The organism is Dubosiella muris, from assembly GCF_004793885.1.
Lineage (GTDB): Bacteria > Bacillota_I > Bacilli_A > Erysipelotrichales > Erysipelotrichaceae > Dubosiella > Dubosiella muris.
The window spans coordinates 15978-41463 of the sequence record NZ_SRYG01000007.1 but is presented as its reverse complement, the minus strand read 5'-3'; the positions used below and the strand labels follow the sequence as shown (position 1 = coordinate 41463).

Sequence of the window (25486 nt, the reverse complement as noted above, 5' to 3'; positions counted from 1 at the left end):
ATTTTGGAAAAGGGCGTTGTATTATTTAGAGGCTGATTGGGGTATAGCCAAGCGGTAAGGCACCAGACTCTGAATCTGGCATTTCCTTGGTTCGAATCCAAGTACCCCAGCCAATTTGAAATCAAGACATCCTCGGATGTCTTTTTTTTGCGATAGACAGATTTTTCGCATACAGGTACAATAGGAATTATGAATATATATAGTTATTTTCGCGAACCGGCCGAAAACTTGAATGTGCCGGGAAAAAACGAGGCGCTGTGGAACTGGATCGTGGCCCAGACGAAAATCTACAACTGTTCGTCCCGGCAGCAGCGGGAGCTGCTGACGCGCTATCACGCCTTGCTGCAAAACGACGAGGATTTGAACGCGGAGGCGATTCGCGGCGAGGTGCGCGCCATCGTTGGCAAAAACGTCAAAACCGCTTCGTTTTGGAAGGCGGAACTTGGTGATTTGTTTTCTTTTTTGTTTGTGTACTGGGTGATGGTGGAACAAGTGTGGCCGTATGTGGGGGCGCGCTTTCTTGCGCATCAGCCGATGATCGGGACGCTGCCGCTGACGTGGGGAACCGTGCTGAAAGTGGTGTTCGTCTATTTCGTGCTGAAGCTGGTTCTTGCTTTTTTGTCCCTGCATTCCCGACGCGACACCGTTTCGTTTTGGGTCGGTTTTATCGGATTGTTCCTTTTATATTTGGGACTCATTTACGTGGCGAACCGGTTTTCGAACGCGGGAATCGTGGAGTATCCGCTTCTGGGAGCGGTCGTGGTGTGCGGTGCGCCGTTTTACTTTGAGTGGAACGCGCAGCGCCATAAAGAGAAATAGAGGTGCTGGAATGGATTGGTTGACCTGGATGGTGATTGTCGGGATCGCGGTGCTTTTGTCGCTGGTGCCGATCAAAGACTTGCGAAAAGCGACATCCATCTTTACGTTTAAGAAATTCGGGATTCGGAAAAAAAAGCGCTGGAACGCGCTCATCGACGATCTTGGCAATTTCTTTTTGCTGATTAGTTTTGTGTTTTGCTGCGTGTATTGGCTCGTGCCGTATTACCGGCAGATCTTCGCGGTGTGGATCATGTTCACGATGATTTGCGCCCTGTCGCGCTCCGCGATCATCACATCCAAATATCCGCGGGACTGGAAAGGGAAGACGAGCGCGATCATAGTCAACACCGGATTGTACTTGGTGGGAGCGATTGGCTTGGCCGGCGCGGTGGGCGTGTTCAACAACAGCATGTTCCTTTCGGGCGTCGCGCGGTTCACGCACGATTTGGAGAGCGGAAGCATCCAGTCGTACATGTATTTTTTGACGAATCCGTCGATCTTTTACGTGCTACTGGAAGGGCTTTTGATGTTCATTCCGCTGATGTTTTTGTGGAACAACTTCAAGTATATGCGCACGGAACGCATGATCCGCGCCGCCAACGTCGTCACGTTCACAATCAAGCTGCTGCTGTTGTACGCCCTGCTCGTGACTTTGTCGTATTACGGCTTCGATTTTATCAACATGATTTACTGCGTTGACGCAAAAGCCGTGTAAAAGCCATCCACTGTGTTTGGACACAGTCGAGCGTCAGGCTCGGATACAAAGGAAAGAAGGATATAAATAGATGGAAACGATTCAAGAACGCCTGCGGGCGCTGCGCGAGGAAATGCGCAAAAACAAGGTGTCGGCCCTCATCGTGCCAACCTCCGATTTTCACGACACGGAATATGTCTGCGACTATTTCGGCGCCCGGAAATACTTGTCGGGATTTACCGGCAGCGCGGGAACGCTTGTCGTCGGCCTGGACTCGGCCGCGCTGTGGACAGACGGCCGTTATTTTATTCAGGCGGCGTCCCAGCTGGAAAACACCGGAATCGAACTCATGAAAATGGGCATGGAAGGCGTGCCAACCATTCCGGCATACATTTGCTCGATTTTAAAACCAGAGGAATGCGTGGCGTTTGACGGCCGGACGGTCAACGTTGGCGAGGCCCGTCGATACGACCGGATCTTTCGCGCCAGCGGATTGCGCGTTGAAAGCAATCTGGATTTGATCAGCCCGGTTTGGCCGGACCGGCCGGCTTTGCCGCATTCCAAGACCTTTCATTATGGAGTCGAGCATACCGGCGCGGAAATGGATCAAAAGCTGGCGCGTGTTCGCGAGCGGCTGCGCGAGGAAGGCGCGGATCAAATCGTGCTGACAAAGATCGACGAGATCGCGTGGCTTTACAATTTGCGCGCCAGCGACATTCCAAGTTTTCCTGTGGCGCTGGCGTATTCGATCGTCTTTCAAGACGGCGCGGTTCTTTACATCGACGCGACGCGTCTGGATGACGAGTCAAAGGCGCTGTTCGCCCGCCATGGTGTGCGGGTTTGTGATTACGACGCGATTTACGACGAGGTGAAAACGCTGCAAGGGACGACGTGGATCGACCCTTCGACAATCAACGCGACGCTGGTGTCCGGCATTCAGGGAGAGCGGTTCGAGCAATTCAGCCCGATCGTGAAAATGAAAGCCGTCAAAAACAAAGTCGAGCTTGAAAACACGCGCGAGGCGCATTTAAAAGATGGCGCGGCGTGCACGAAGTTTATGTACTGGCTTAAAAACGGGATCCAAAAGCAGCCGATGGACGAGCTCAGCGCGGCCGCTTATTTGCAGGCGCGGCGCAAGGAGCAGGAAGGATATTTGGAGGATAGCTTCAACACGATTTGCGCGTATGGACCCAACGCCGCTATGATGCATTACGCGGCGACGCCTCAATCCTTTTCCGCTCTGGAACCCAAAGGGATGCTGCTCGTGGATAGTGGCGGCCACTATTTGGAAGGGACGACCGATATTACGCGCACCTACGTGCTTGGTCCGCTTACCGGGGAGGAAAAAGCGTGGTTCACCAAAGCGCTGCGTTCGCATATTCGTCTGGAAATGGCGCATTTCCTTTATGGATGCAGCGGATTGAATCTGGATATTCTTGCCCGCGGACCGCTCTGGAACGAGGACATGGACTACCAATGCGGAACGGGGCATGGCGTCGGTCATTTGTTGAGCGTGCACGAAGCGCCCAATGGATTCCGCTGGCGAATCGTGCCGGAGCGCAACGACTCGGCCGTGCTGGAAGAAGGCATGATCCAGTCGAACGAGCCAGGCGTGTACGAGGAAGGCAAGTTTGGCATTCGCCATGAAAACGAGATGGTCGTGCGCAAAGGAGCTAAAAACAAATATGGTCAATTCATGGAATTTGAAAACCTGACGTTTGTTCCATTTGACCGGGACGGCATCGACCCTTCTCTTATGATGGATGACGAGATTGCCTGGCTCAACGCGTATCACCGGCAAGTGTACGACAAGATCTCGCCGCGCCTGAATGAAGAAGAGGCGGCCTGGCTGCAAGAGGCGACAAAGCCGATTTCCAAGTGAACAAACGATTGTTTTCGATGACTTGCCCTTATTGCGATCATCCGTTTGAGATATTGAAAGAAACTGTTTTGATTGCGGGCATGGATCCGGGGCAGGAGGAAAGAATTCAAAACGGGACGTATTTTTCGCATGTTTGCTCGCGCTGCGGTCGTTTGTACGCGTTGGCGTATCCCTTTTACTATCGCAAGCCGGGCTCGTACGCAATCACCCTGGCCTGGGACAAGCCCGAGAAAGAGAGTCCGGAGCGGGTGTACTCGTGCGCGACGGGGGAGCAGTTCACAAAGCTGTTTCGAATTTTGGAATCGCAAGCCGACTGGCGCGTCGTTTTTCGGCTTGAACGTTTATTAAAACAAAAATATAATAAAAGTGTTGTGTTTGAAAGCTTTGATTCGAACAAGTCGATGTATTATTTTTTCGTAGATTCGGATTTGAAAGCGATTCATTGCAAGACAAAGGAGAAATAAATATGAAAATTTTAGTGACAGGAGGAGCCGGCTATATTGGTTCCCATACGTGTGTCGACTTGCTGGAGGCGGGATACGATGTGGTCGTGGTGGACAATTTATCCAATTCCAGCGAGGAGGCTTTGCGGCGTGTGGAGCAAATCGCGAAGCGGCCGGTAACGTTTTATAAGGCAGATATTTTGGATCGCGAAGCGATTCGTGCTATTTTAGAAAAGGAAAATGTCGACGCCGTCATTCATTTCGCCGGCTTGAAAGCGGTTGGGGAATCGGTGGAAAAGCCTTTGGAGTACTACACGACGAACATCGCCGGAACTTTGGTGCTTTTGGAGGAAATGAAGAAGGCGAACGTCAAAAACATCATTTTTTCCTCATCGGCAACGGTTTACGGAAGTCCGGCGGAAATGCCGATCACGGAAGCGTGTCCGAAAGGAACGTGCACCAATCCATACGGCTGGTCGAAATGGATGATCGAGCAAATGCTGATGGACGTGTACACGGCGGATCCGTCCTGGAACGTGATGCTGTTGCGCTACTTCAATCCGATTGGCGCGCACGCTTCCGGATTGATTGGCGAGGATCCAAAAGGCATTCCGAACAATCTGCTTCCGTACGTGGCGCAAGTGGCGATTGGAAAGCTCAAGGAAGTAGGTGTCTTTGGCAATGACTACGATACACCGGATGGAACCGGCGTCCGCGACTATATCCATGTCGTCGATCTCGCGAACGGACATGTCAAAGCGCTGGAACAAATCAAAAAGAACGCCGGCTTGAAAGTATACAATCTCGGTACGGGAAGAGGCTACAGCGTGCTGGATGTCATTCACGCGTTCGAGAAAGCGTGCGGCCACGAGATTCCGTACGCCATCAAACCTCGCCGGGCTGGCGATATCGCCATGTGCTACGCGCAATGCGACTTGGCGAAAGACGAGCTGGGCTGGCAGGCGCAGTATGATCTCGACGAGATGTGCGCGTCAAGCTGGAAATGGCAGACGATGAATCCGGACGGATATCTTTCCAAGTAATCGAGGAGGAGAGCAATATGAAAAAAACGATGAACGAATTTAAGGAATTCATCGCGAAAGGCAACGTCGTATCCATGGCGGTCGGCGTTGTGATGGGAGGCGCGTTTGGCACAATCGTCAAATCGCTGACCAATGACATTTTAATGCCGTTTGTAGGAATTCTGCTGGGAGGCATTAATTTTAAAGGACTTATGTTTGAAATTGGAGAAGCCCAAATTGGATATGGCGCTTTCATCCAAAGCGTGATCGACTTTTTAATCATTTCGGCGTGCATGTTCTTCTTTGTGAAGGCATTCGCGATTTTTCAGAAAAAAGAGGAAAAAGTGGAAGAAGTCGAAGAAGGTCCTTCGGAAGACATCGTTTTATTGCAGGAAATCCGCGATCTGTTGAAAGAGAATTCCCAATCGAAGTAAATTTGAAAGCAAACCGAACCCGGGTTTGCTTTTTTTTTGGGTGTTGAAGGCGACTTGCCCGGCATTTTGGATATAATAGGGGACATGGATAAAAAAATGGAACAGGGAACGCCGGCCTCTTCGGCCGGTGTGTCACTCAAACAAACGAACACGAAATGGAAAACTGTCGTGCTTGTGTTTGGCACGATTTTGCTGGCGGCCATCGTGCTTTTTTTCTTTCAGCACAATTATTTCAAAGATCCGCAGCGTTTGCAGCGGCTGATTGCCAAGGCGGGACCGTTCGGTCCGCTTGTGTTTATCATCTTCCAGGCAATCGAGGTCATCGTGCCGATTTTGCCGGGCGGCGTGTCGGGATCGCTAGGGATGCTGTGCTTTGGAACCGTTGTCGGTTTTTTGTATTCCTATATTGGCGTGATCATCGGCTCTTGCGCGGCGTTTTGGCTCGTTCGAAAGTACGGCGTCCGTCTGCTGGCAAAGCTGGTCGATCCCGCGCTGTTCAACAAATACTACACAAAGCTGCACGATTCGAAAAATTTTAAGAAGCTTTTTGCGATCTTGATTTTTCTGCCCATCGCCCCGGACGATTTGTTGTGCATGATTGCCGGCTTGACGAAAATGAAGTTCAAGACGTTTCTCATCATCATTTTGCTGGGAAAGCCGGTTTCGTCATTTTTGTATAGCTATATTTTAGTCAAAGGCATGGCACTCATTTAGAAAACAAACAAAAGAAGCGGACCGATGTCCGCTTTTTACAAGTCGAAAAAAAAGCCGAATCTTTCACGATTCAGCTGTTGTTTTTTTAATGGCAGGGGTAGCAGGAGTTGAACCCACATCAACGGTTTTGGAGACCGTTGTTCTACCATTGAACTATACCCCTAAGTGCCTACTAATAATAGCATCAAAGAAAAAGGAATTCAATACGGAAATGAAAAAAATTCGATTTTTTTTGATTGTGACGAAATGGAAAGAAGAGCGTGACTTGGACTTGTGGTGGTTTTGCGTCCATTCGAAAAGGATGGGACATTCTCTATTTGACGAATAAATTTGGAAGGCTTAAAATGTTACAAAAAGGAGAGAAATGCATGTCACGTGGGTTATTGATCATTTTGAGTGGTCCCAGCGGGGTCGGGAAAGGAACGATACGGCAGTATTTTGAAAGCAATGCGCGTTTAAATCTGGCGTATTCAACGTCGATGACGACAAGAAAGCCAAGAAACAAGGAAGTGGATGGAAAGGATTATTTCTTCACAACCCGGGAAAAGTTTCAGGAAGCGATCAAAAAAGGCGAGTTGCTGGAATACGCGGAATTTGTCGGCAATTTTTACGGGACGCCTTTGAGTGAAGTGGAGCGGCTGCGCGACGAAGGAAAGAACGTTTTGCTGGAAATCGAGGTCCAAGGCGCCAAGCAAGTCCAGGAGAAATGTCCGGATGCGATTTCGATCTTCATTATTCCACCTTCGATGGAGGAACTGGAAAAGCGGATCCGGGGGCGCAAGTCCGAACCGGAGGAAGTCATTCAGGAGCGTTTGGCGAAAGCGGCCAACGAAATGAAAATGGTTCCCAACTACAAATACATCGTTTGCAACGACGATCCGAAACTCGCGGCAGAGCTGATCGAAACGATCATCCTGCGCCATATTGAACTGGAAGAAAACAAATGAGTGCCGGTACCGAACTTGCAACAGCAAGGGATTTGTGGTACATTTCTAGTGATAGGAAACGAGGAGTGGGTAAAACCACTCCTTCAATTTTGAAAAGAGGAGAGTAAATGGACAATTTAAGACAGTGGATCGAGGAAGCCCTCGAACAATATGGATGCCGTCTGTATGAATTGGAATGGCTGCCCGACGAACCCACAGCCATCCTGCGTGTTTCTGTCGAAAAGCCCGGCGGAACCGTTGATTTGGATGTTTGCACGTTGTGTTCGGACGCCATTTCCGCCATGCTCGACGAAAAGGACTGGAACGACAAAGAGTATATGCTTGAGGTTTGCTCGCCGGGAGCCGAACGGGAGCTGAAAACTTATGAGCAAATCGAAGGGGCCCTGCATTCGTATGTGTACGTCAAACTCAAGGACCCGAAAAAAGGCATCGACCAAGTCTTTGGCGATTTGATCGAAGTGAGTCCCGACCACATCGTTGTCGCATATAAAGTGAAAGGCCGTCCGAAAAAAGCGGAAATCGACATGGAAAACATTTCGCTGATCATGACAGCCGTTAAGTTATAGGAGAAGAAAGAAAATGAAATTGAAGGTAGAGAGTCTGGCGAACGCCTTGCAAGGGATCGAAAGCAACCATCAGCTCGATCCGGCGATCGTGGAAGACGCATTGAAGGAAGCACTGACGAAAGCGTATCAAAAACAAATGAAGGCGCACTCAAAACAAACCGAGCTGCGCGACGTGCAAGTCAAAGTGGAGATCGTCAACGGCATCGTGCACATTTATCAAGTGCGGGAAGTCATGAACGATGACGACATCACGGACGACGAACTGGAAATTTCGCTCGAGGAAGCCAAAGCGATCGACCCGCGGGCGCAAATCGGCGATACCATCGACGAGGAAGTCGACTTTACGCAATTCGACCGCGCCGCGGTTTTGCTGGCGAAAAACGTCATGAAACAAAAAATCCGCGAAGCCGAAAAACAACAGGTTTATGAAGAGTATTGCGATAAAGTCAACGAAATGGTTTCCGGCGTCGTGGAAACGGTCGAAAACAAATTCATTATTGTCGATATCGGAAAGACGTACGCCATCATGAAAAAAGGGGACCAGATCCCGACGGAACAATACACGGAAGGACAGCGTCTGAATGTGGTCATCACCGAAGTCAACAAAGAAACCAAGGGGGCGCAAGTCGCGGTGTCCCGCGCCACGCCGGTTTTCGTCCGTCGTCTGTTTGAAAAAGAAGTGCCGGAAATTTACAACGGAATCATCGAAATCAAGGCCATCGCGCGTGATCCGGGCGAACGCTGCAAAATCGCCGTGCTGTCCCATAATGAAAACATCGACCCGATTGGCGCCTGCATCGGTCCGCGCGGGGCGCGGGTGCAGGCGATCATCAACGAATTGAACGGCGAAAAGATCGACATCTTCGAATGGTCGGACAACATCGCCACCCTGATCGCCAACGCGCTTTCGCCTAGCGAGGGAATCGCGGTCATTCCAAACGACAAAGTAAAAGATGGATTGATCGTCGTTGTTCCGGATAATCAGCTGTCGCTGGCGATTGGAAAGCGCGGCAAAAACGCGCGTCTGGCTGTCAAGCTGTCCAACCATAAAATTGACATCAAATCGCAAAGCGAAATGGAAGAGCTCGGCATTGACTACATGGCGATCGCGGCGCAAATGCAAGAGGAATACGAAGCGAAGAAAGCCGCGGAACGCGCCTACAAGCAGCAGGAAAAAATCAAAGCTTTGAAAGAAAACCAGGAAGAAATCGAAGATGTCAACATCGCCGATTTTGACTTTGGCGAGGACGAGGACGACAGCGAGCCAATGATCGAATCGTTGTACGCGACCGAAGAGGAAAATTTGCAGGCGGCGCAGGAAGGCGAAAAAGTCGTGGATGAAATGGAAGAAGCGGCCCGTTTAGCCAAAGAGATGCGCAAAGCCAACCAGGAGCACGCCGTAAAGGAATACACGTCAAAATTCGAGAAACTGGCGGACGCTTCGAAAAAAGAGGAAATCCAGACGCCGAAGAAGGAAAAGACGCTGGGAGAGCTGATCGAGGAAAAAGAGGAGAAGGCGCCTGTGGCGAAAAAGAAGCCGGATTTTGACGCGATGAAGCCAATTTATTCCGACGAGGAGCTTGCTGAAATCGAAGAGGACGAAATGGAAGACAACATCTGGGACGATGATGTCGACTACGAGCAATACGACGAATACTACGATGATTAAGGAGGGATGCCGATGAAGAAAATTCCGATGCGCAAATGCGTCGTCACCAACGAGCGTTTTCCAAAAAAGGAACTTGTCCGGATTGTCCGCACGCCGGAGGATACGATCGAGATCGACTTGAAGGGAAAACGAAACGGGCATGGCGCCTATATCCAGAAGTCGATGGAAACGCTGGAAAAAGCGAAGCGCTCCAAAGCGCTGGAACGCGCCCTGGAAGCCCCGATCCCGCAGGAAATCTATGACGAATTAGAGGCGATGCTTCGTGCCTAGTCAGCTGATATCGAAAATTCAAATGGCGATGCGCGCCAGACAGTGCGCCATTGGCGACCAGCTGCTGCGGGCGATTCAGTCGCGACAGGCCAAGCTCGTTTTGTTTTCGAGCGCCTGCGGAGGCAACCGCCAAAAAAAATTAAAAGACAAATGCGCGTATTACCAAGTGCCGATCTTTGAAATCGACGCAGAGCAATTCGAGCAGATCTCGCAAAAACCAATGATGTCCCTGGCGATTTTGGACGACAATTTCGCCAAAGGGATCGTGAAAGATATGAAAGGATGAGTGATCAAATGGCCAAACCACAACAAAGAAGAAAACCAGCCAAAAAAGGGAACAGCAACAATCGCAACAACAACCGTTCCCGCAACAACGCACCACGCAGACAACAGGAGCATGTCAAGGACATCACGTACAGTTCGGCGTTAAGCGTTGGACAACTCGCGGAACTCATGAAACGAAACAGTTCCGAAATCATCAAATTTTTATTCATGATGGGGAATATGTCCACGATCAATACGGTCCTTTCGGATGAAGAAATCGAATTGATTTGTATGGAATTCAACGTGACGCCGCATAAGGAAGTCGTGATCGAAGAAGACGATATCGAGGAACAAATCGGAAGTCTTGAATTCGACGAGAAAGACTTGAAGCCGCGCCCGCCGGTCGTTACGATCATGGGACACGTCGACCATGGAAAGACGACGCTTCTTGACACGATTCGAAAAACGCATGTCACAAGCGGCGAGTTTGGCGGCATTACCCAGCACATCGGTGCGTACCAGGTTTCCGTTGGCGGCCGCAAAGTCACCTTCCTTGACACGCCGGGCCACGAGGCCTTTACCGCGATGCGGGCGCGTGGCGCGCAAATCACCGACATCGTTATTTTGATTGTCGCGGCGGACGACGGCGTCATGCCGCAAACGAAAGAATCCATCGACCACGCCCGGGCGGCTGGCGTTCCAATCGTTGTCGCCGTCAATAAAATCGACAAGCCGGGCGCCAATCCGGACAAAGTCATGGCCGAATTGTCGGATCTTGGCGTCATGCCGGAAGAATGGGGCGGCGATACGATCTTTACCCAAATTTCAGCACGAAGCGGCGAAGGCGTCCACGACTTGCTCGAAACGTTGATTTTAGTCGCCGACATGCAGGAGCTGAAGGCCAATCCGGATACGAACGCGTCGGGAACCGTCGTCGAGGCGAAACTCGACAAAGGCCGCGGACCGGTCGCGACGTTGCTTGTGCAGCAAGGAACGCTTCATTCCGGCGACAGCGTCGTGGTAGGAACGAGCTTTGGCCGGGTGCGTAAAATGACCAACGACAAAGGCATGGAAATCAAACAGGCCGGACCATCGACACCAGTCGAAATTATCGGTTTGAACGAAGTGCCGCGCGCCGGCGACGTGTTCATGACGTACGCCTCGTACAAGAAAGCGAGCGAGATCGCCGGACATCGCCTTGAAAAACAAATTGAAAAAGAACGGAACCAGACTTCCGCCATGTCGCTGGAAGATCTGGCCCGCCAAATCAACGAAGGCGATGTGCAGGATATCAATATTTTGATCAAAGCAGATGTGCAGGGATCTGCCGAAGCGCTCAAGGCAAGCATGGAGAAGCTCGATGTGGATACCGTCCGGGTCAATGTCATCCGCTCGACTGTCGGTACGATTACCGAATCGGATATCATGCTGGCTAGCGCATCCAACGCGATTATTTACGGTTTCAACATCCGTCCAACCGCGGCGATTCGAAAGAAAGCCGAAGAGGAAGGCGTGGAGATTCGTCTGCACAATATTATTTATAAAGCACTCGAGGAACTTGAATCGGCGATGAAGGGTATGCTCGCGCCGGTTTACGAGGAAGTCGTCATTGGACAGGCCGAGGTACGGCAAACCTACAAAGTTTCCAAAGTCGGCACGATTGCCGGCTGTATGGTCACCGATGGCGCGGTTCGCCGCGATTGCTCTGTGCGGCTGATTCGGGATGGAATCGTGATTTATACCGGCAAGCTTGGCTCGCTGCGTCGTTTCGAGAACGATGTAAAAGAAGTGACGAGCGGCTACGAATGTGGTATGACGATAGAGAACTTCAACGATATCAAAGTGGACGATATCATCGAAGCATTCGAAGATCAGGAAGTGGTTGAATAATGGCAACAGTAAAACAGGATCGCATGGACGCGATTCTTATGAAGGAGATTTCCCGCATCCTTCAGTTCGAGTTGAAAAACCCGAAACTTGGATTTGTGACGGTAACGGATGTTCAATGCACCCGCGACATGTCGCAGGCGAAAGTATTTGTCTCGTTTTTAGGACAGCAGGATCGCAACGAGGCGGGAATGAAGATCTTGAATCAATCCAAAGGATTTATTCGATCGACATTGGCGAAAAACGTCAAAATGCGAAAAGTGCCGGATTTGATTTTTGTTCAGGACAAATCGCTGGAACGCGGACGTAAAATCGACAACATCATTAAGCAAATCAATGAAAAAGAAGATACGAAGACAGAAGAATCGTAATCTTCTTTTTTTTGTGGCGCAGGTGTTTTCAGGTATAATGGAAAAAAGGAGAAAAACAATGAAGCGTTTCTTAAAAGCTCTTGGAACGGGGGCGGGAACGGCGCTGCTTGTCGCGACCGGATTGTTTGCGCTGGCGTACGGAATCAGACAAATAGATCCTGTTCTTGATCAAATTCATCTCGCGCCTCTTCTGCTGCGGTTTTTAAGTCCGGAAATGATTGGCGCCTGGTCTTTGTTCGCGGCCGTTTTCGCGGCGCTGTCGGTGATGCTGGAGCGGCACCGGCTGGTGCGCTTGCTCGTTTTCGGCTTTTTGCTGATTGGGATTGGACAACGCGTCCTTCCGCGCTGGACGGCCATCGCCGAGGACGAGTTGCGGCAGCAAGTGCGTCAAACCGCGATGATGGAAGCGCAAGCCCAGGTCGATACGCTGGACGCGCAAGTTTTTGAATACAGCGGCTTGCCGACGATTCGTTTCGTCCAGACCGAGCCGGTAAGCCAGGAAGAGGCGGACCGGTTCGCGGATACGGTTGTTCGGGCGCTGCCATCGTTTTTGCTGGAGCGATGCACGTCGATCATCCTGATGGAAGACACGTTTTTCTTTCAAGAGGAACCGGCGAAAAACCATGAAAACATGATTGGATACGCCAACAGCGCGGATATGGCCGTCCGGATTTTGCGAAGCGACCTAACTGGGCCGTACATCGACTTGTCGATGCCCGACCGGGTGTTGCAGCCGCAAGACTACTACATTCACGCGCTCGCCCACGAGCTGTCGCATATATTTGACTACCAGTGGGCGTACAACGAAGTGTTTTTGAGCGACAGTCCGGCGTTTCAATCTTTATACGCGGCCGAAGGAAGAAGCTTGAACGACTACGCCTCCACGAGCGTGGCGGAGTTTTTTGCGGAAGCGTCCAAATACTACCTTTTGTACCCGGACGAATTGCTGGAGAAAGCGCCGCAAACGTTTCAATATTTTCAAAATCTTTACGGGGAGGGAACACAATGAAGAAAATCGTGTTGACGGGTGGTCCTTGCGCTGGAAAAACAACCGCCTTGCCCATCTTGAAACAACGACTGGAACAGCGCGGGATGCGGGTCGCGCTGTTTCAGGAAATCGCGACCGAAGTGCTGGAGGAAGGAATTTCGCCATCCAGCCATGGCGTGTACGCGTTTCAAAAGGAGATTTTTGAGCGGCAGCGTCGAAGGGAGGACGCCGAAGCCGAAACGGCGGATTTGCTGCTGCTGGATCGGGGATTGATGGATCACAAGGCGTATTTGCCGGCGACGTTGTTTGAAAGACTGCTCCACGAGGAGGGGGAGAGCTGCGAAAGCCTTCTTGGGCGCTATGATGGCGTGCTCGTTTTACAAACGGTCGCGGGGCATGGCGTCTATCGAAAGGAAACGAATGCCCATCGGCTGGAGAACGAGGAAGAAGCGAGCGCGATGGATCAACGTTTCGTGGAATCCTGGTGCCGCCATCCCGGTTTTGTTCGAATCGAGGCGATGGACGACTTTGAACAAAAAATCAACCGGATGGAGGAAGCGATCATCCGCATATAAAAAAAGAGCTGTGACGCTCAAGTGATTTCTAAAAATCATGGATTCGTTGCAGCTCTTTTTATTTTGAATATTAGTCTTCGCAGTTTTTAACAATGACAGCGACACCCATTCCGCCGCCGATGCAAAGAGAAGCCAAACCATATTCCGCTTTGCGCTTGATCATTTCATGCAGCAGGGAAACGAGGATCCGGTTTCCGGATGCGCCAACCGGATGGCCTAATGCGATCGCGCCACCATTGACGTTCGTGATTTCCAGCAGCGCTTCGCGGTCGATACCTGTGTTTTCAATCAGTTCGTGAACAACACCGAGCGACTGCGATGCGAACGCCTCGTTCAACTCGATCAAGTTGATGTCTTGCAGTTTCATATCCGCGTCTTTCAATGCGTTGAGGATCGCCGGCGTAGGACCAAGACCCATTACGAGTGGATCGACGCCGCCCTGACCGCAGCCAATGATTTCAGCGATTGGTTTCAGGTTGTATTTCTTAACAGCCTCTTCACTGGCAACGATGACCATCGACGCGCCATCGTTGATTCCCGAAGCGTTTCCTGCGGTAACCGTTCCATCCTTAATGAATGCCGGGCGCAGCTTCGCGAGTTTTTCCATGCTTGTCGCACGTGGATGCTCGTCGGTATCGAAAACCGTAACGCCTTTTCTCGTTTTGATTTCGATTGGAACGATCTCGTCTTTGAACTTGCCATCCGCGATCGCTTTCAAGGCTTTTTCCTGGGAAGCCAGCGCGAACTCGTCTTGCATTTCGCGGGTAATGTCGTATTTCTTCGCAATGTTTTCGGCTGTCACACCCATGTGGACATTGTTCATCGCGTCGGTCAGCGCGTCGTATGTCATCGCGTCGACAACGGTCTGGTTGCCCATTTTCGTTCCGGTACGGTTTTTGCCATTGAGCAGGTAAGGGGCGGCAGACATGTTTTCCACACCACCGGCAACAAAGATGTCTCCCCAGCCGGCATGAATACGGATCGTCGCTTCGATTACGGCTTCAAGACCGGAACCGCAAACCATGTTGATCGCGTGCGCTGGAACGGATTCAGGGATTCCCGCGTCCAATGAGATATGACGGGCGATGTTTTGTCCCAACCCCGCCGAGATGACGTTTCCGATAATAACTTCGTTGATATCGGAAGGCTGGATCCCCGCTTCCTTGATGGCTTCTTTCAGAACCGTAGCTCCGAGTTCAGCCGCTGGAACCGTCGTCAAACTACCAAGAAAGGTTCCGATCGCGCTACGTTTCGCAGCGACAATATAAGCTTTATTCATTTCTAATAACTCACTTTCTACTCATTCATTTGAGATTTCTACAGATATATTAGGTCATCTTTTTGTGGGTGTCAACAGTTTGTGAAATAATTAACGAATGTTGTCACGCCACCTTTTGACCGTCGATGAAAACGGCTTTGATCTCGTTTTGGGGATCAAGCAAGGATGCGCTGCATAAAATCAGGTCCGCGTCTTTGCCAATCCGGATGCTTCCGACCCGGTCGTCGATTTTCAAAATTTTAGCCGGCGACAACGTGATCGCCTCGATGCACGCCGCTTCCGGCAAGCCTTCCTTGTGCGCCAAAGCCGCGCACAATGGCAAGTATTCTTGCGGAACGACCGGCGAGTCGGTCGTAATAGAGAAAAGAATTCCCGCGTCGTGGATGACTTTTGGCGTCTTGAACGATTTGGACTGGAGCTCGTACTTGGATTTGTGGGTGAGCGATGGTCCGACGATGCAAGGGTATCCGCTTTTTTTGATTTGATCGACGATGACGGCTCCGTCGGTGACGTGGTCAAGCGTGACATCCAAGTCGAATTCCTTCGCGATTCGAATAACCGTCAAGATGTCGTCGCTGCGATGGGCGTGGCATTTGAGCGGCATTTTCTTTTCTAAAACGGGAATCATCGCTTCGTACTGGATGTTGAATGGCACATCGTTTCCCGCCGCTTTCTTTTCCATGTACTCTCGTGTTTTAAACAGCAAATTGCGCAGCAGGGCGGCGATGTTCATTCTTGTCTTGATTTTCGAGTCCTGGTAAACACGCTTTGGATTTTCACCAAAAGCGGCTTTCATGGCGACGTTTTCCACGATGGCCATGTCGTCGATGCAGTCGCCAAACGTTTTGTAGCAAACAAACGTTCCGCCCACGACATTGGCGCTTCCCGGTCCGGCGGCCACGCAGGTGACGCCGGCTTTTCGGGCGTTCGCGACACTTTCATCCCGCGGATAGCAGCCGTCGATGCCCCGGACTTGCGGGGTGAGGGGATCGGACATCTCGTTGACGTCGTCGCCTTCGCTTCGAATGCTGCTTTCCTCCATACCCAAATGGCAATGGGCTTCCACCATGCCCGGATACAAACGAAAACCGGTACAGTCCACGACTTCCTCGCCTTGTTCGGGCTGCAAGTCGACGCCTATCCCGGCAATCTTTTTTCCCGTGACGCGGACATCGCCGACAAAGGGGTCCGTTTCTACAGGGAACACATGTGCGTTTTTAAATAGCATATCAAACTCTCCTTTCACATATTCCTTCACACAAATTCTATTGTATCACTTGTTAATTATTTAACAAATAGTATTGACTTCATATCGTTTGGTTTGTAAAATAGATTCGTATGAAAACGTTGATCATTTCATGCAATCCACATTAAAAAGTTCAATTATTATGGGAAAGGAGAACTTCATTTATGGATTTCAATTTAACGGAACAACAGAAAATGATGCAGAAGTTGTTCAGAGAAGTTGCAGAAAACGAAGTGAAAGAAAATGCTGCAGACGTTGATGAAAACGAGCGTTTTCCAAAGGAAAGCGTCGAAGTCATGCGTCAAAGCAAAATGTTAGGGATCCCTTATCCGCGCGAATACGGCGGAGCCGGGGCTGATTATTTAAGTTATATCTTAGCTGTCGAAGAACTCAGCAAAAAATGCGCGACGACGGGTGTCGTATTGTCCGCGCACACCTCGCTAGGATCTTGGCCGATCGCGCAGTTCGGTACGCCGGAACAAAAGGAAAAGTTCCTGAAACCGCTGGCGAGCGGCGAGAAACTGGGCGCCTTCGGTTTGACGGAGCCTAACGCTGGTACCGACGCGGCCGGACAGCAGACAACGGCTGTTCTGGATGGCGACGAGTACGTGATCAACGGAACGAAGATCTTCATCACCAATGCCGGCGAGGCCGACATCTATGTCATCTTCGCCATGACCGACAAGTCCAAAGGAACGCGCGGTATTTCCGCTTTTATCATCGAAAAGGATACGCCGGGCTTCACGATCGGTCTTCATGAAAAGAAACTGGGAATCCGCGGCTCCGCGACGAGCGAGTTGATTTTCAACAACGTGCGGGTTCCGAAAGGAAACCTCCTTGGAAAAGAAGGACAGGGATTCAAAATCGCCATGCAGACGCTGGATGGCGGCCGTATCGGTATCGCGGCGCAGGCGCTGGGTATTGCGCAAGGCGCGATCGACGAAGTGATCCCTTATGTAAAACAACGGAAGCAGTTTGGCCGGCCAATCGCCAAATTCCAAAACACGCAGTTCCAGCTTGCGAACATGCAGACGGCCGTTGACGCAGCCCGCCTGCTCGTATACAAAGCTGCGATGGCGAAAGAAAACGGAGAGCCATATTCCGTTTTAGCCGCTGAAGCGAAACTGTTTGCCGCAGAAACAGCCATGGACGTCACTACGAAAGCGATCCAGTTGATGGGTGGTTACGGTTATACTCGTGATCTTCCAGTTGAAAGAATGTTCCGCGATGCGAAAATCACCGAAATCTACGAAGGAACTTCCGAAGTACAGCGGATGGTTATCTCCGGAGCAATGCTTAAATAATAGAAAGGATCATGAAAGATATGAAAATAGCTGTTCTTGTAAAACAAGTACCTGACTCAACAGAAATCACTGTTGATAAAAATACCGGAACTCTCGTCAGAGACGGCGTTCCTAGTATCATCAACCCTGATGATTTAGCCGGTTTGGAAGCGGCGCTCGCTTTGAAGGACAAAGACGACACCATCGAAATTTCCGTGATTTCCATGGGTCCTCCGCAAGCGAAAGCCATGCTTCAGGAAACGATCGCCCGCGGGGCGGATCATGCGTATTTGCTGACAGACCGCCGGTTGGGTGGCGCGGATACGTGCGCGACGAGCCGTACGCTGGCAGCCGCTTTGAATAAAATCGGCTACGACTTGATCATCGCCGGCCGTCAGGCAATCGACGGAGACACGGCGCAGGTTGGTCCGCAGACGGCGGAGCGTCTTGGAATTCCGCAGGTCACGTATGTGGACGAGATCATCGAACTGGCACCGGATCATGCGGTTGTAAAAAAAGCGCTGGAAGACGAGGAGCAAATCCTTGAAGTGAAGCTGCCTGCCGTATTGACGACGCTGTCGGGTATGAACAAGCCTCGCTATATGAACTGCTTCGATATCGTGGATTCGTTCAACAATCCGGTTGAAATCATGACGTATGACGATTTGATGGATGTTCTTCCACAAAGCGAGATCGGTTTGGCCGGTTCGCCGACAAAGGTACATCGTACATTCACAAAAGACGTTTCCGCGGCGACTGAAACTTTCAACATGCCTGCCCAGGAAACGGCGGAATTAATTGCTAAAACTTTGAAAGAAAAGCAATTAATCACGAAGTAGAAGGGAGAACGAACAATCATGGCAAAATTTCCTGATTATAAAGATATCTACGTATTCGTAGAACAAAAAGACGGGGTTCCGGCAGAAGTTGGATACGAACTGATTTCCGAAGCCCGCAAACTGGTGGCGACGATTCCTGGAATGGATTTCAAAGTTGTCGGCGTCCTGCTTGGCAGCGACATCAAAGACAAAGCGAAAGACGTAATCGCCCATGGAGCGGACAAAGTGATCGTCGTGGACGATCCGCTGCTGAAAGACTACTCGACGCAGTTTTACACAGACGCTTTGACGCAAATCATCAAAGAATTCAAACCGGATTCCTTCCTGACCGGCGCAACGGTTCTTGGCCGCGATTTGGCACCACGGGTTGCCGCGCGCATTGATGCCGGTTTGACTGCCGACGCGACGAAAATCGACATTGACCAGGACAAGGTAGCCGATGGTGAGGCGCTGCTGCTCGTGACGCGTCCTACATTTGGCGGAAACTTGTTTGGTACGATCGTTTGTCCGGATACGCGTCCGCAGATGGCGACGATTCGTCCGAAAGTGTTCGATATGGCTCCAGTGGATGAAAGCCGCGAAGGCGAAATCGTTGAATTCAAGCCTGCATGGGAATCGACGACTCCGCTTGTTGAAATCAAAGAAACCGTTGCGAAACCACTGGCTGGAATCGACATCACGAAAGCGAACATCCTCGTTGGTGCCGGTCGTGGCGCCGAAGGCTGCCTCGATGTGCTGAAAGAATGCGCGAAGGAATTGGGCGGCGAAGTTTGCGCCACTCGTGCGGTTGTCGAAGACGGATTTATGGATAAAGATGTGCAGGTTGGCCAGACAGGTAAAACGGTTCGTCCGGCGCTTTATATCGCTTGTGGTATTTCGGGTGCCGTTCAGCACGTGGCCGGTATGGAAAAAGCCGATATGATCATCGCGATCAACCGCGATCCGGAAGCGGAAATTTTCAAAATCGCGAATATGGGATTTGTTGGAAACGTAAACGAAGTTCTTCCTTTGCTTGTGGAAGAAATCAAGAAAGCAAAAGCTGCTTAAGGAGATATAAAAAATGACTAGAAAAGTTGGAGTTGTAGGCGCAGGAACGATGGGCCAGGGCATTGCCAACGCCTTTGCGAGCGCCGGAAATGATGTAACAGTTGTTGATGTGAAAAAAGAATGGGCGGAAAATGGCGTTGCCAAAATCTGCGCAGGAAAAGACAAACTGGTGGCGAAAGGCAAAATTTCGCAAGAAGACGCCGACGCGGCGAAAGCGAACCTGAAAGCCGGCGAATACGAGGATCTGGCGGACTGCGATTTGATCGTTGAAGCCATTTTGGAACAAATGCCAGTGAAGAAGGACTTGTTCAAAAAACTGGACGAAATCGTGAAAGACGGCGCGATTTTCGGTTCGAACACGTCTTCGCTTTCGATTACTGAAATCGCCAACGGCATTCAGCATCCGGTAATCGGCATGCATTTCTTCAACCCTGCAGACCGGATGAAACTCGTCGAGGTTATTTCGGGTGCCAATACACCGGACGAAGTCAAAGACGAAGTCATCGCGATTTCTAAAGAAATCGGCAAAACGCCAGTTGAAGTCAACGAAGGCCCTGGTTTTGTCGTAAACCGTATTTTGATCCCGATGATCAACGAAGCGACATTCATCCTGCAGGAAGGAATCGCTTCCACGGAAGATATTGATACAGCAATGAAACTTGGTGCGAACCATCCAATGGGACCTCTTGCCTTAGGTGACCTGATTGGTTTGGATATCGTGCTTGCGATCATGGATGTATTGTACACAGAAACCGGAGATCCAAAATATCGCCCTTCGACGCTCCTGAAGAAAATGGTTCGCGCCGGAAAACTCGGACGCAAAACCGGAGAAGGTTTCTACAAGTATAACTAATGATATGAAAGGCGAATCCAATTCGCCTTTTTTGAAAGGATAAAAAAATTATGGAAAACGTACTCTTAGAAAAAAACAATCATGTGTCGACGATCACAATCAATCGTCCGAAAGCGTTGAATGCGCTTTCTACGGAAGTGTTGAAAGATTTGGAAGAAGCGGTTAACACCGTGAAAAACGATCCGGATACGTATTGCGTCATCATCACGGGCGCGGGTGATAAATCGTTTGTCGCCGGCGCGGACATCGCGGAAATGAAAGACAAAACGGTTGAGGAAGCGGCCGAGTACGGCGCGTTTGGAAACAAGATCTTCCGTGAAATCGAAACTTTGCATTGTCCGGTTATCGCCGCAGTTAACGGATTCGCCCTGGGCGGCGGATGCGAATTGGCCATGGCTTGCGACATTCGTCTTGCGAGCGCGAACGCGGTTTTTGGACAGCCGGAAGTTGGCTTGGGTATCACACCGGGATTTGGCGGAACACAGCGTCTGGCTCGGCTGGTTCCGGTTGGAATCGCCAAAGAAATGATTTTTGGCGCCCGCAACATCAAAGCGGACCGCGCCTATCAAATCGGTTTGGTCAACGCGGTTGTGGCGCCGGAAGAATTGATGGCCGCCGCACAGAAAATGGCGAACGGAATCGCGAAAAACGCGCCAATCGCTGTTGAAAAAGCGAAAAAAGCAATCAATGATGGCCTGCAAGTGGATATTGATGGCGGAATCAAAGAGGAAGTCGAAGATTTCTCGGCATGCTTTGCCAGCGAGGATCAGACGTACGGAATGGATTGCTTCTTAAACAAAGTAAAAGAAAAAGAATTTAAAAATAAATAGCGAAAGAAGATGGAGGAGTAACATGGCAAAAGTCATTACACCGGAAGAAGCGGCCGGTCTAATCAAAGACGGGGACCGCGTCGTCATTAGCGGGTTTATCGGAATGTGTTTCCCGCAGGAAGTTGTTTACGCGGTGGAAGACCGGTTTCTCAAAGAGGGGCATCCAAAAGACATCGACTTGTTTTTCCCAACCAATGTAGGCGACGGAACCGACAAACTCGGGATGAACCATCTGGCTCACGAAGGATTGCTTCGTAGCGTTGTCGGCGGACACTGGAATTTGATTCCAGCCATTCAAAAACTCGTTACGGAAAACAAAGTCCAGGCGTACAACCTTCCAATCGGAACGCTGGCGCAGCTGCTTCGGGAAATCGCCGCCAAGCGTCCTGGCGTCATTACAAAGATCGGGCTGAACACGTTTGTCGATCCACGCCTGCAAGGTGGAAAGATGAACGAAATCACGAAAGAGGATCTCGTGGAAGTCATGGAAATCGACGGGGAAGAGTACTTGCGTTACAAACCGTTTAAAAAGATCCATGTCGGCATTATCCGTGGCACGTACGCCGATGAAAACGGCAACTTGTCGATGGAAAAAGAAGCGGCATTCCTTGAAGCGCTCGCGATGGCGGAAGCGGTAAAAAACACAGGCGGAATCGTTATTGCCCAAGTGGAAGATGTTGTACAAAACGGAACGCTGAATCCAAAAGACGTCAAAGTGCCGGGTATTCTTGTGGATTATATTGTCAAGGGCACGCCGGCCAACTCATGGCAGACGTATTTGGACCCATACAAACCGGAATACTCCGGACAAATCAAGAAGCCGTTGAACGCGCTGGAGCCGATGCCTCTGAATGCGCGTAAAGTCGTATGCCGAAGAGCGGCTATGGAACTGACGCCAAACGCCATTATCAATCTTGGAATCGGTATGCCGGAAGGCGTGGCCAACGTCGGAAACGAAGAAGGGCTGCAAGGGCTGAAAATGACAGTTGAGGCCGGAAACATCGGCGGGGTTCCCGCATCGGGCGTCGGATTTGGCGCAAGCACGAATCCGGATTGCACGATCGACTCGCCTTCGATGTTCGACTTCTATGACGGTGGCGGATTAAACCAGGCGTTCCTCGGATTGGCGGAATGCGATCAATCGGGAAATATCAACGTGTCCCGGTTTGGACCTCGGATTGCCGGATGCGGCGGCTTTATTAACATTACGCAGTCGACGCCGGTTGTCGTGTTCTGCGGAACGTTTACCGCGAAAGGGCTGAAAGAAAAAATCGGCGACGGAAAACTGGAAATCGTCCAGGAAGGCCAAATCAAAAAGTTTAAAGAGGCGGTCGAGCAAATTACCTTCTCGTCGGAATTCGCGACCAAAGCCGGTCAAAAAGTGTTATACATTACCGAACGCGCTGTTTTCGAGCTTCGCGACGGGGTGTTTACTTTGACGGAGATCGCGCCGGGCATCGACTTGCAAAAAGATGTCTTGGATCAAATGGAATTCAAGCCAGCCATCGCAAAAGATTTGAAGCGGATGGACGAGCGGTTGTTCAAAGACGAACTCATGGGATTAAGCCAGTAAAATCAAAAGACCATTGTGCATTGCGCATGGTCTTTTTTCTTTGTTTCTAAAAAGCTTTTCGACCGATTTTTTTGTTTTTCGAGGCAATTCAGGTATAATAAGGATCGGAAGAGGTGAGAGAATGTTGTTTTTTAGAAATGACTACGGACAAGGATGTATTCCTGAAATTCTTGCGCTGCTCGAGCAAGCCAATCAAGTGAGCTGCAACGGGTACGGACAAGACGATTATTGCGAACAGGCTTCCGCCTTGATCCAATCCAAGATGCCGGACACGGAAGTGGACGTCCATTTTGTGATGAGCGGTACATTAACCAATCAAACGATTTTAAAGCATATTTTACGGTCATTCGAAGCGGTGATTTCCCCCGATACCGGGCACATCGCCACGCATGAAACCGGCGCGATCGAAGCGACAGGACACAAAGTCGTGATTGTTCCAAACTCCGCCGGAAAGCTCAATGCGGCAATGATTCGAAAAACATACAATGGGCACATGCTTCAATACGAGCATATGGTGTATCCCAAGGCCGTCTACATTTCCAACGCGACAGAACTTGGAACGGTGTACACGCGCAAAGAGCTGGAGGAAATCCGGGCCGTATGCGACGAACTGGATTTGTATTTGATGATGGACGGGGCCCGAATCGGATCGGCGCTCATGTCCGGCGTGGATTACACGCTCAACGACATCGCGAAGTGGTGCGATATTTTCTCGATTGGCGGCACGAAAAACGGCGCGCTGTTTGGTGAGGCGGTTTGTATTTCCAATCCGCTGCTGAAGCCGTACTTCCGTTTTGTCATGAAACAAAACGGCGCGATGCTGGCCAAAGGCTGGCTGCTGGGACTTCAGTTTATCGGATTGTTCCAAAAAGACGCTTTCTACAAAGTGGCCGCGCATGAAAACAAACTCGCGCAACAGCTTCAAAGTCACGCGATGGAGCTTGGCTATCCGCTTTTTATGAAGAGCGATACCAACCTGGTTTTTCTCGTGGTGACGCCAGCGGAGCTGGAATATTTGAGAGCCCGCGTCGATTTTGAAATTTGGGACTATTGGAACGACGATATCGTCATTCGATTCGTCACCAGCTTTCACACCACCCCGGAAGAAGTCGAATATCTGGGCGTTTATTTGGAGGAAGCGAAAGAAAAAGAGCCAGATTAACTATTTCGGCTCTATATTTTTTTTATCCGTCCATCCTAAAACGCCATCTTTTTTAATTTGCATTTTTTCATCGTAGGAAAAAACGATTTTTACGCGGTCGTCTTTCCTTAACGGCATTTCATAGTTTGTGTAATCCGTTCCCTTCACACGCGCTTGTTCGCACTGCAAAAAGGCGCGGTCGATCCAAAACGAGCGATTCAAATACGGGGAATGGACAAAGCACTGCTTCGCGGCTTCCTTTAAAATGTCCACCTCGCCATTGTTCCAGTTGATAAAAAACGGAATTTGTGTCGAAGGCGCGACATCGCGGACCACAGTTCTTTCTTCCAACGTATCCGCACGCGCCGTACTTGCGGCCGAACCATCAAAAATCAACGCGTTCAGCTGTCCGGCATGTTTGACGACATTGCCCCCGTCGATACTCCAGACGTTTCTTTCTGCGTCGTACAATGGATCAAAGCAGGCGATTTTAGAGCAGTATTCCGTCACGGGCATATGACCGACCACAACGGTTTTTTGAAAACGGATCTTTCGCTTCAAAAACATCGGCATCGCCATAACCTCCTTGAAATCGTCGCCGTAATTATCCTCGCTTCGGATGGCGGCGTGGGCGTAAATGCGCGAATCGCTTTCCAAAACGTGCGGCAAGTCGTTCAAAAACGAAAGCTCAGGTAAAAAATGGAGCCTTAACTGCTGACAAAATTCATCCATCGGCATCTCTTCCATGGAAATCCTGATTTGTTTTGCCATCTCGTGAATGAGCGAATGCTCGCGAAACCGCAAAACGTGCTTTAAAAAGTCGAGCCGGTAACTGTATAAGACATTTTTCGCGATGAAATCGCAATTTCCCATGACGCACCACACGTCTTCGTTTTGCGTTTGCTTCATCACATACCGAACCATTTCCAAATTCTGGGTTCCTTTTTCAATGAGATCGCCTAGAAGAATGAGCCGGTCGACACCCGGCCGGTAATCAATTTGCCGAAGAAGCCGACGGTATAAATCCAAATTGGCGTGAATGTCGCTGATCACGATTTCCCGGCCTTGCTTCAACGCCGGAAGGCGCTTCACGACGACTTGCCGGTTCATGCCGACTCCAGAAAGCGCAAAAATGTCTCGCTTTCCTTATCCCAGTCTTCCTCGCAGTGCCGTCCAAGCGGCTTGACGTTGAACTGAAGCCGGGTGCCTTTTTTCAGAAGCAAATTGGCGATATCGGTACAGCATTTCGTTTCCATCACAAACTCATGCATGTCGTTTCCCTCCTGGGCGCCCCAGGACATGTACACAGCCGTTCCAGGCCGTATGTAGGTGGACGCGATATCCGCCATAAGCAAATTGCATGTCGGCACCAAATAGGGAGAAAGCACAAGCCCCTTGGAGTAAATGTGCGAATATTTGAAAACGGCATACAGCGCCATCAACCCGCCGCAACTCGACCCGCCAATCCACGTATGCTCGCGTTTTGGCGACGTCGGAAAATGGGCGTCGATATACGGCTTCAAATCGTTCACAAAAAATTCCATCGTCAAGTTTCCTTTGCCATGAAACGCGCCAAAAGCACAATCATAAAAAGGGTAGGGGGAATATTCATCCAGGCGCTCATTGCCTTCATGCGAACATTCCTGACCTACCACAATCAGTTCTTTGCCAAATCGTTCAATCGCTTCCGCCAATCGCCAGGAGCGGCCAAACGTCGCGTCTTCATCGTAGAAAAGGTTGTGTCCGTCAAACATATATAAAACTGGATATTTTTTGTTTTGGACCAGATAGTCATCCGGGAGATACATGTGGATCTTCCGATACACATCCAGTGAACGCATATATACGTC

General features: G+C 50.3%; 27 protein-coding genes and 2 tRNA genes. 24 read left to right on the top strand and 5 right to left on the bottom strand.

Annotated features, from left to right (window positions below; genetic code table 11):
- The first annotated feature begins 37 nt into the window (after positions 1-37).
- From E5336_RS04585 to E5336_RS04550, 8 genes are all read left to right on the top strand, one after another.
- Positions 38-113: transfer RNA gene (locus E5336_RS04585), tRNA-Gln, on the top strand.
- Positions 114-189: 76 nt separating this feature from the next.
- Complete coding sequence (locus E5336_RS04580; RefSeq protein ID WP_135979896.1) at positions 190-819, top strand: hypothetical protein; 630 nt, start codon at positions 190-192, stop codon at positions 817-819.
- Between the two features lie 10 nt (positions 820-829).
- Entirely contained in the window at positions 830-1534 is a 705-nt protein-coding gene (locus tag E5336_RS04575; protein ID WP_135979895.1) for a hypothetical protein, read from the top strand.
- A gap of 70 nt (positions 1535-1604) precedes the next feature.
- Positions 1605-3395 (top strand): aminopeptidase P family protein, encoded by a 1791-nt coding sequence (locus tag E5336_RS04570; protein ID WP_135979894.1) that lies wholly within the window; start codon positions 1605-1607, stop codon positions 3393-3395.
- Positions 3392-3859: a CpXC domain-containing protein gene (locus tag E5336_RS04565; protein WP_135979893.1), complete on the top strand. Its 468-nt coding sequence runs from the start codon at positions 3392-3394 to the stop codon at positions 3857-3859. Before E5336_RS04570 ends, E5336_RS04565 begins: the two co-directional genes overlap by 4 nt.
- 2 nt (positions 3860-3861) lie before the next feature.
- Positions 3862-4881, top strand: coding sequence for a UDP-glucose 4-epimerase GalE (gene galE / locus E5336_RS04560; protein WP_135979892.1), 1020 nt, complete (start codon positions 3862-3864; stop codon positions 4879-4881).
- A 17-nt stretch (positions 4882-4898) separates the two neighbouring features.
- On the top strand, positions 4899-5294 hold the full coding sequence (gene mscL / locus E5336_RS04555) for a large-conductance mechanosensitive channel protein MscL (RefSeq protein WP_135979891.1): 396 nt from the start codon (positions 4899-4901) through the stop codon (positions 5292-5294).
- A gap of 84 nt (positions 5295-5378) precedes the next feature.
- Positions 5379-6008: a TVP38/TMEM64 family protein gene (locus E5336_RS04550; RefSeq protein WP_277820783.1), complete on the top strand. Its 630-nt coding sequence runs from the start codon at positions 5379-5381 to the stop codon at positions 6006-6008.
- Positions 6009-6097: 89 nt separating this feature from the next.
- On the opposite strand, the gene E5336_RS04545 is transcribed toward E5336_RS04550, so the two are convergent.
- Positions 6098-6171 (bottom strand) — tRNA-Trp (locus tag E5336_RS04545).
- A gap of 205 nt (positions 6172-6376) precedes the next feature.
- On the opposite strand from E5336_RS04545, the gene gmk reads away from it, so the two are divergent.
- The 9 genes from gmk to E5336_RS04500 all read left to right on the top strand — a co-directional run bounded on the left by gmk (position 6377) and on the right by E5336_RS04500 (position 13545).
- Positions 6377-6955, top strand: a complete 579-nt coding sequence (gene gmk / locus E5336_RS04540; protein ID WP_135979890.1) for a guanylate kinase — start codon at positions 6377-6379, stop codon at positions 6953-6955.
- A gap of 107 nt (positions 6956-7062) precedes the next feature.
- The gene (locus E5336_RS04535; protein ID WP_135979889.1) at positions 7063-7521 is read left to right on the top strand and encodes a ribosome maturation factor RimP; all 459 of its coding nucleotides are present in this window, start codon (positions 7063-7065) and stop codon (positions 7519-7521) included.
- A gap of 13 nt (positions 7522-7534) precedes the next feature.
- Positions 7535-9190 carry a transcription termination factor NusA gene (gene nusA, locus E5336_RS04530; RefSeq protein WP_277820782.1) on the top strand — a complete coding sequence of 552 codons (1656 nt, stop codon included), beginning with the start codon at positions 7535-7537 and terminating at the stop codon, positions 9188-9190.
- A 12-nt stretch (positions 9191-9202) separates the two neighbouring features.
- Entirely contained in the window at positions 9203-9460 is a 258-nt protein-coding gene (gene rnpM, locus E5336_RS04525) for an RNase P modulator RnpM (protein ID WP_135979888.1), read from the top strand.
- A complete protein-coding gene (locus E5336_RS04520) occupies positions 9453-9746 on the top strand; it encodes a L7Ae/L30e/S12e/Gadd45 family ribosomal protein (RefSeq protein WP_135979887.1) in 294 nt (97 codons plus the stop codon). Before rnpM ends, E5336_RS04520 begins: the two co-directional genes overlap by 8 nt.
- A gap of 8 nt (positions 9747-9754) precedes the next feature.
- Complete coding sequence (gene infB / locus E5336_RS04515; protein ID WP_277820787.1) at positions 9755-11614, top strand: translation initiation factor IF-2; 1860 nt, start codon at positions 9755-9757, stop codon at positions 11612-11614.
- Entirely contained in the window at positions 11614-11982 is a 369-nt protein-coding gene (rbfA, locus tag E5336_RS04510) for a 30S ribosome-binding factor RbfA (protein ID WP_135979885.1), read from the top strand. Before infB ends, rbfA begins: the two co-directional genes overlap by 1 nt.
- Before the next feature lie 58 nt (positions 11983-12040).
- Entirely contained in the window at positions 12041-12991 is a 951-nt protein-coding gene (locus E5336_RS04505; protein WP_135979884.1) for a zinc-dependent peptidase, read from the top strand.
- Positions 12988-13545 (top strand): ATP/GTP-binding protein, encoded by a 558-nt coding sequence (locus E5336_RS04500; RefSeq protein ID WP_135979883.1) that lies wholly within the window; start codon positions 12988-12990, stop codon positions 13543-13545. Before E5336_RS04505 ends, E5336_RS04500 begins: the two co-directional genes overlap by 4 nt.
- 70 nt (positions 13546-13615) lie before the next feature.
- On the opposite strand, the gene E5336_RS04495 is transcribed toward E5336_RS04500, so the two are convergent.
- Both E5336_RS04495 and E5336_RS04490 read right to left on the bottom strand, forming a co-directional pair.
- The gene (locus tag E5336_RS04495) at positions 13616-14824 is read right to left on the bottom strand and encodes an acetyl-CoA C-acetyltransferase (RefSeq protein ID WP_135979882.1); all 1209 of its coding nucleotides are present in this window, start codon (positions 14822-14824) and stop codon (positions 13616-13618) included.
- 103 nt (positions 14825-14927) lie between these two features.
- Positions 14928-16052, bottom strand: a complete 1125-nt coding sequence (locus E5336_RS04490) for an amidohydrolase (protein WP_135979881.1) — start codon at positions 16050-16052, stop codon at positions 14928-14930.
- A gap of 182 nt (positions 16053-16234) precedes the next feature.
- Between E5336_RS04490 and E5336_RS04485 the strand changes: the two genes are divergently transcribed.
- The 7 genes from E5336_RS04485 (at position 16235) to E5336_RS04455 (ending at position 23657) form a co-directional block, all read left to right on the top strand.
- Positions 16235-17374 carry an acyl-CoA dehydrogenase gene (locus E5336_RS04485; RefSeq protein ID WP_135979880.1) on the top strand — a complete coding sequence of 380 codons (1140 nt, stop codon included), beginning with the start codon at positions 16235-16237 and terminating at the stop codon, positions 17372-17374.
- A 20-nt stretch (positions 17375-17394) separates the two neighbouring features.
- Positions 17395-18192 (top strand): electron transfer flavoprotein subunit beta/FixA family protein, encoded by a 798-nt coding sequence (locus E5336_RS04480; protein WP_135979879.1) that lies wholly within the window; start codon positions 17395-17397, stop codon positions 18190-18192.
- 18 nt (positions 18193-18210) lie between these two features.
- Positions 18211-19239 carry an electron transfer flavoprotein subunit alpha/FixB family protein gene (locus tag E5336_RS04475; protein ID WP_135979878.1) on the top strand — a complete coding sequence of 343 codons (1029 nt, stop codon included), beginning with the start codon at positions 18211-18213 and terminating at the stop codon, positions 19237-19239.
- A 13-nt stretch (positions 19240-19252) separates the two neighbouring features.
- A complete protein-coding gene (locus E5336_RS04470; RefSeq protein ID WP_135979877.1) occupies positions 19253-20092 on the top strand; it encodes a 3-hydroxyacyl-CoA dehydrogenase family protein in 840 nt (279 codons plus the stop codon).
- A 50-nt stretch (positions 20093-20142) separates the two neighbouring features.
- On the top strand, positions 20143-20922 hold the full coding sequence (locus E5336_RS04465; protein ID WP_135979876.1) for an enoyl-CoA hydratase-related protein: 780 nt from the start codon (positions 20143-20145) through the stop codon (positions 20920-20922).
- A gap of 22 nt (positions 20923-20944) precedes the next feature.
- Positions 20945-22495, top strand: coding sequence for an acyl CoA:acetate/3-ketoacid CoA transferase (locus E5336_RS04460; RefSeq protein ID WP_135979875.1), 1551 nt, complete (start codon positions 20945-20947; stop codon positions 22493-22495).
- Positions 22496-22616: 121 nt separating this feature from the next.
- Positions 22617-23657 carry a threonine aldolase family protein gene (locus E5336_RS04455; RefSeq protein WP_135979874.1) on the top strand — a complete coding sequence of 347 codons (1041 nt, stop codon included), beginning with the start codon at positions 22617-22619 and terminating at the stop codon, positions 23655-23657.
- On the opposite strand, the gene E5336_RS04450 is transcribed toward E5336_RS04455, so the two are convergent.
- The gene (locus tag E5336_RS04450) at positions 23658-24746 is read right to left on the bottom strand and encodes a metallophosphoesterase (RefSeq protein ID WP_135979873.1); all 1089 of its coding nucleotides are present in this window, start codon (positions 24744-24746) and stop codon (positions 23658-23660) included.
- On the bottom strand, positions 24743-25477 hold the full coding sequence (locus E5336_RS04445; RefSeq protein WP_277820780.1) for an alpha/beta hydrolase: 735 nt from the start codon (positions 25475-25477) through the stop codon (positions 24743-24745). Before E5336_RS04445 ends, E5336_RS04450 begins: the two co-directional genes overlap by 4 nt.
- Positions 25478-25486 lie beyond the last annotated feature (9 nt).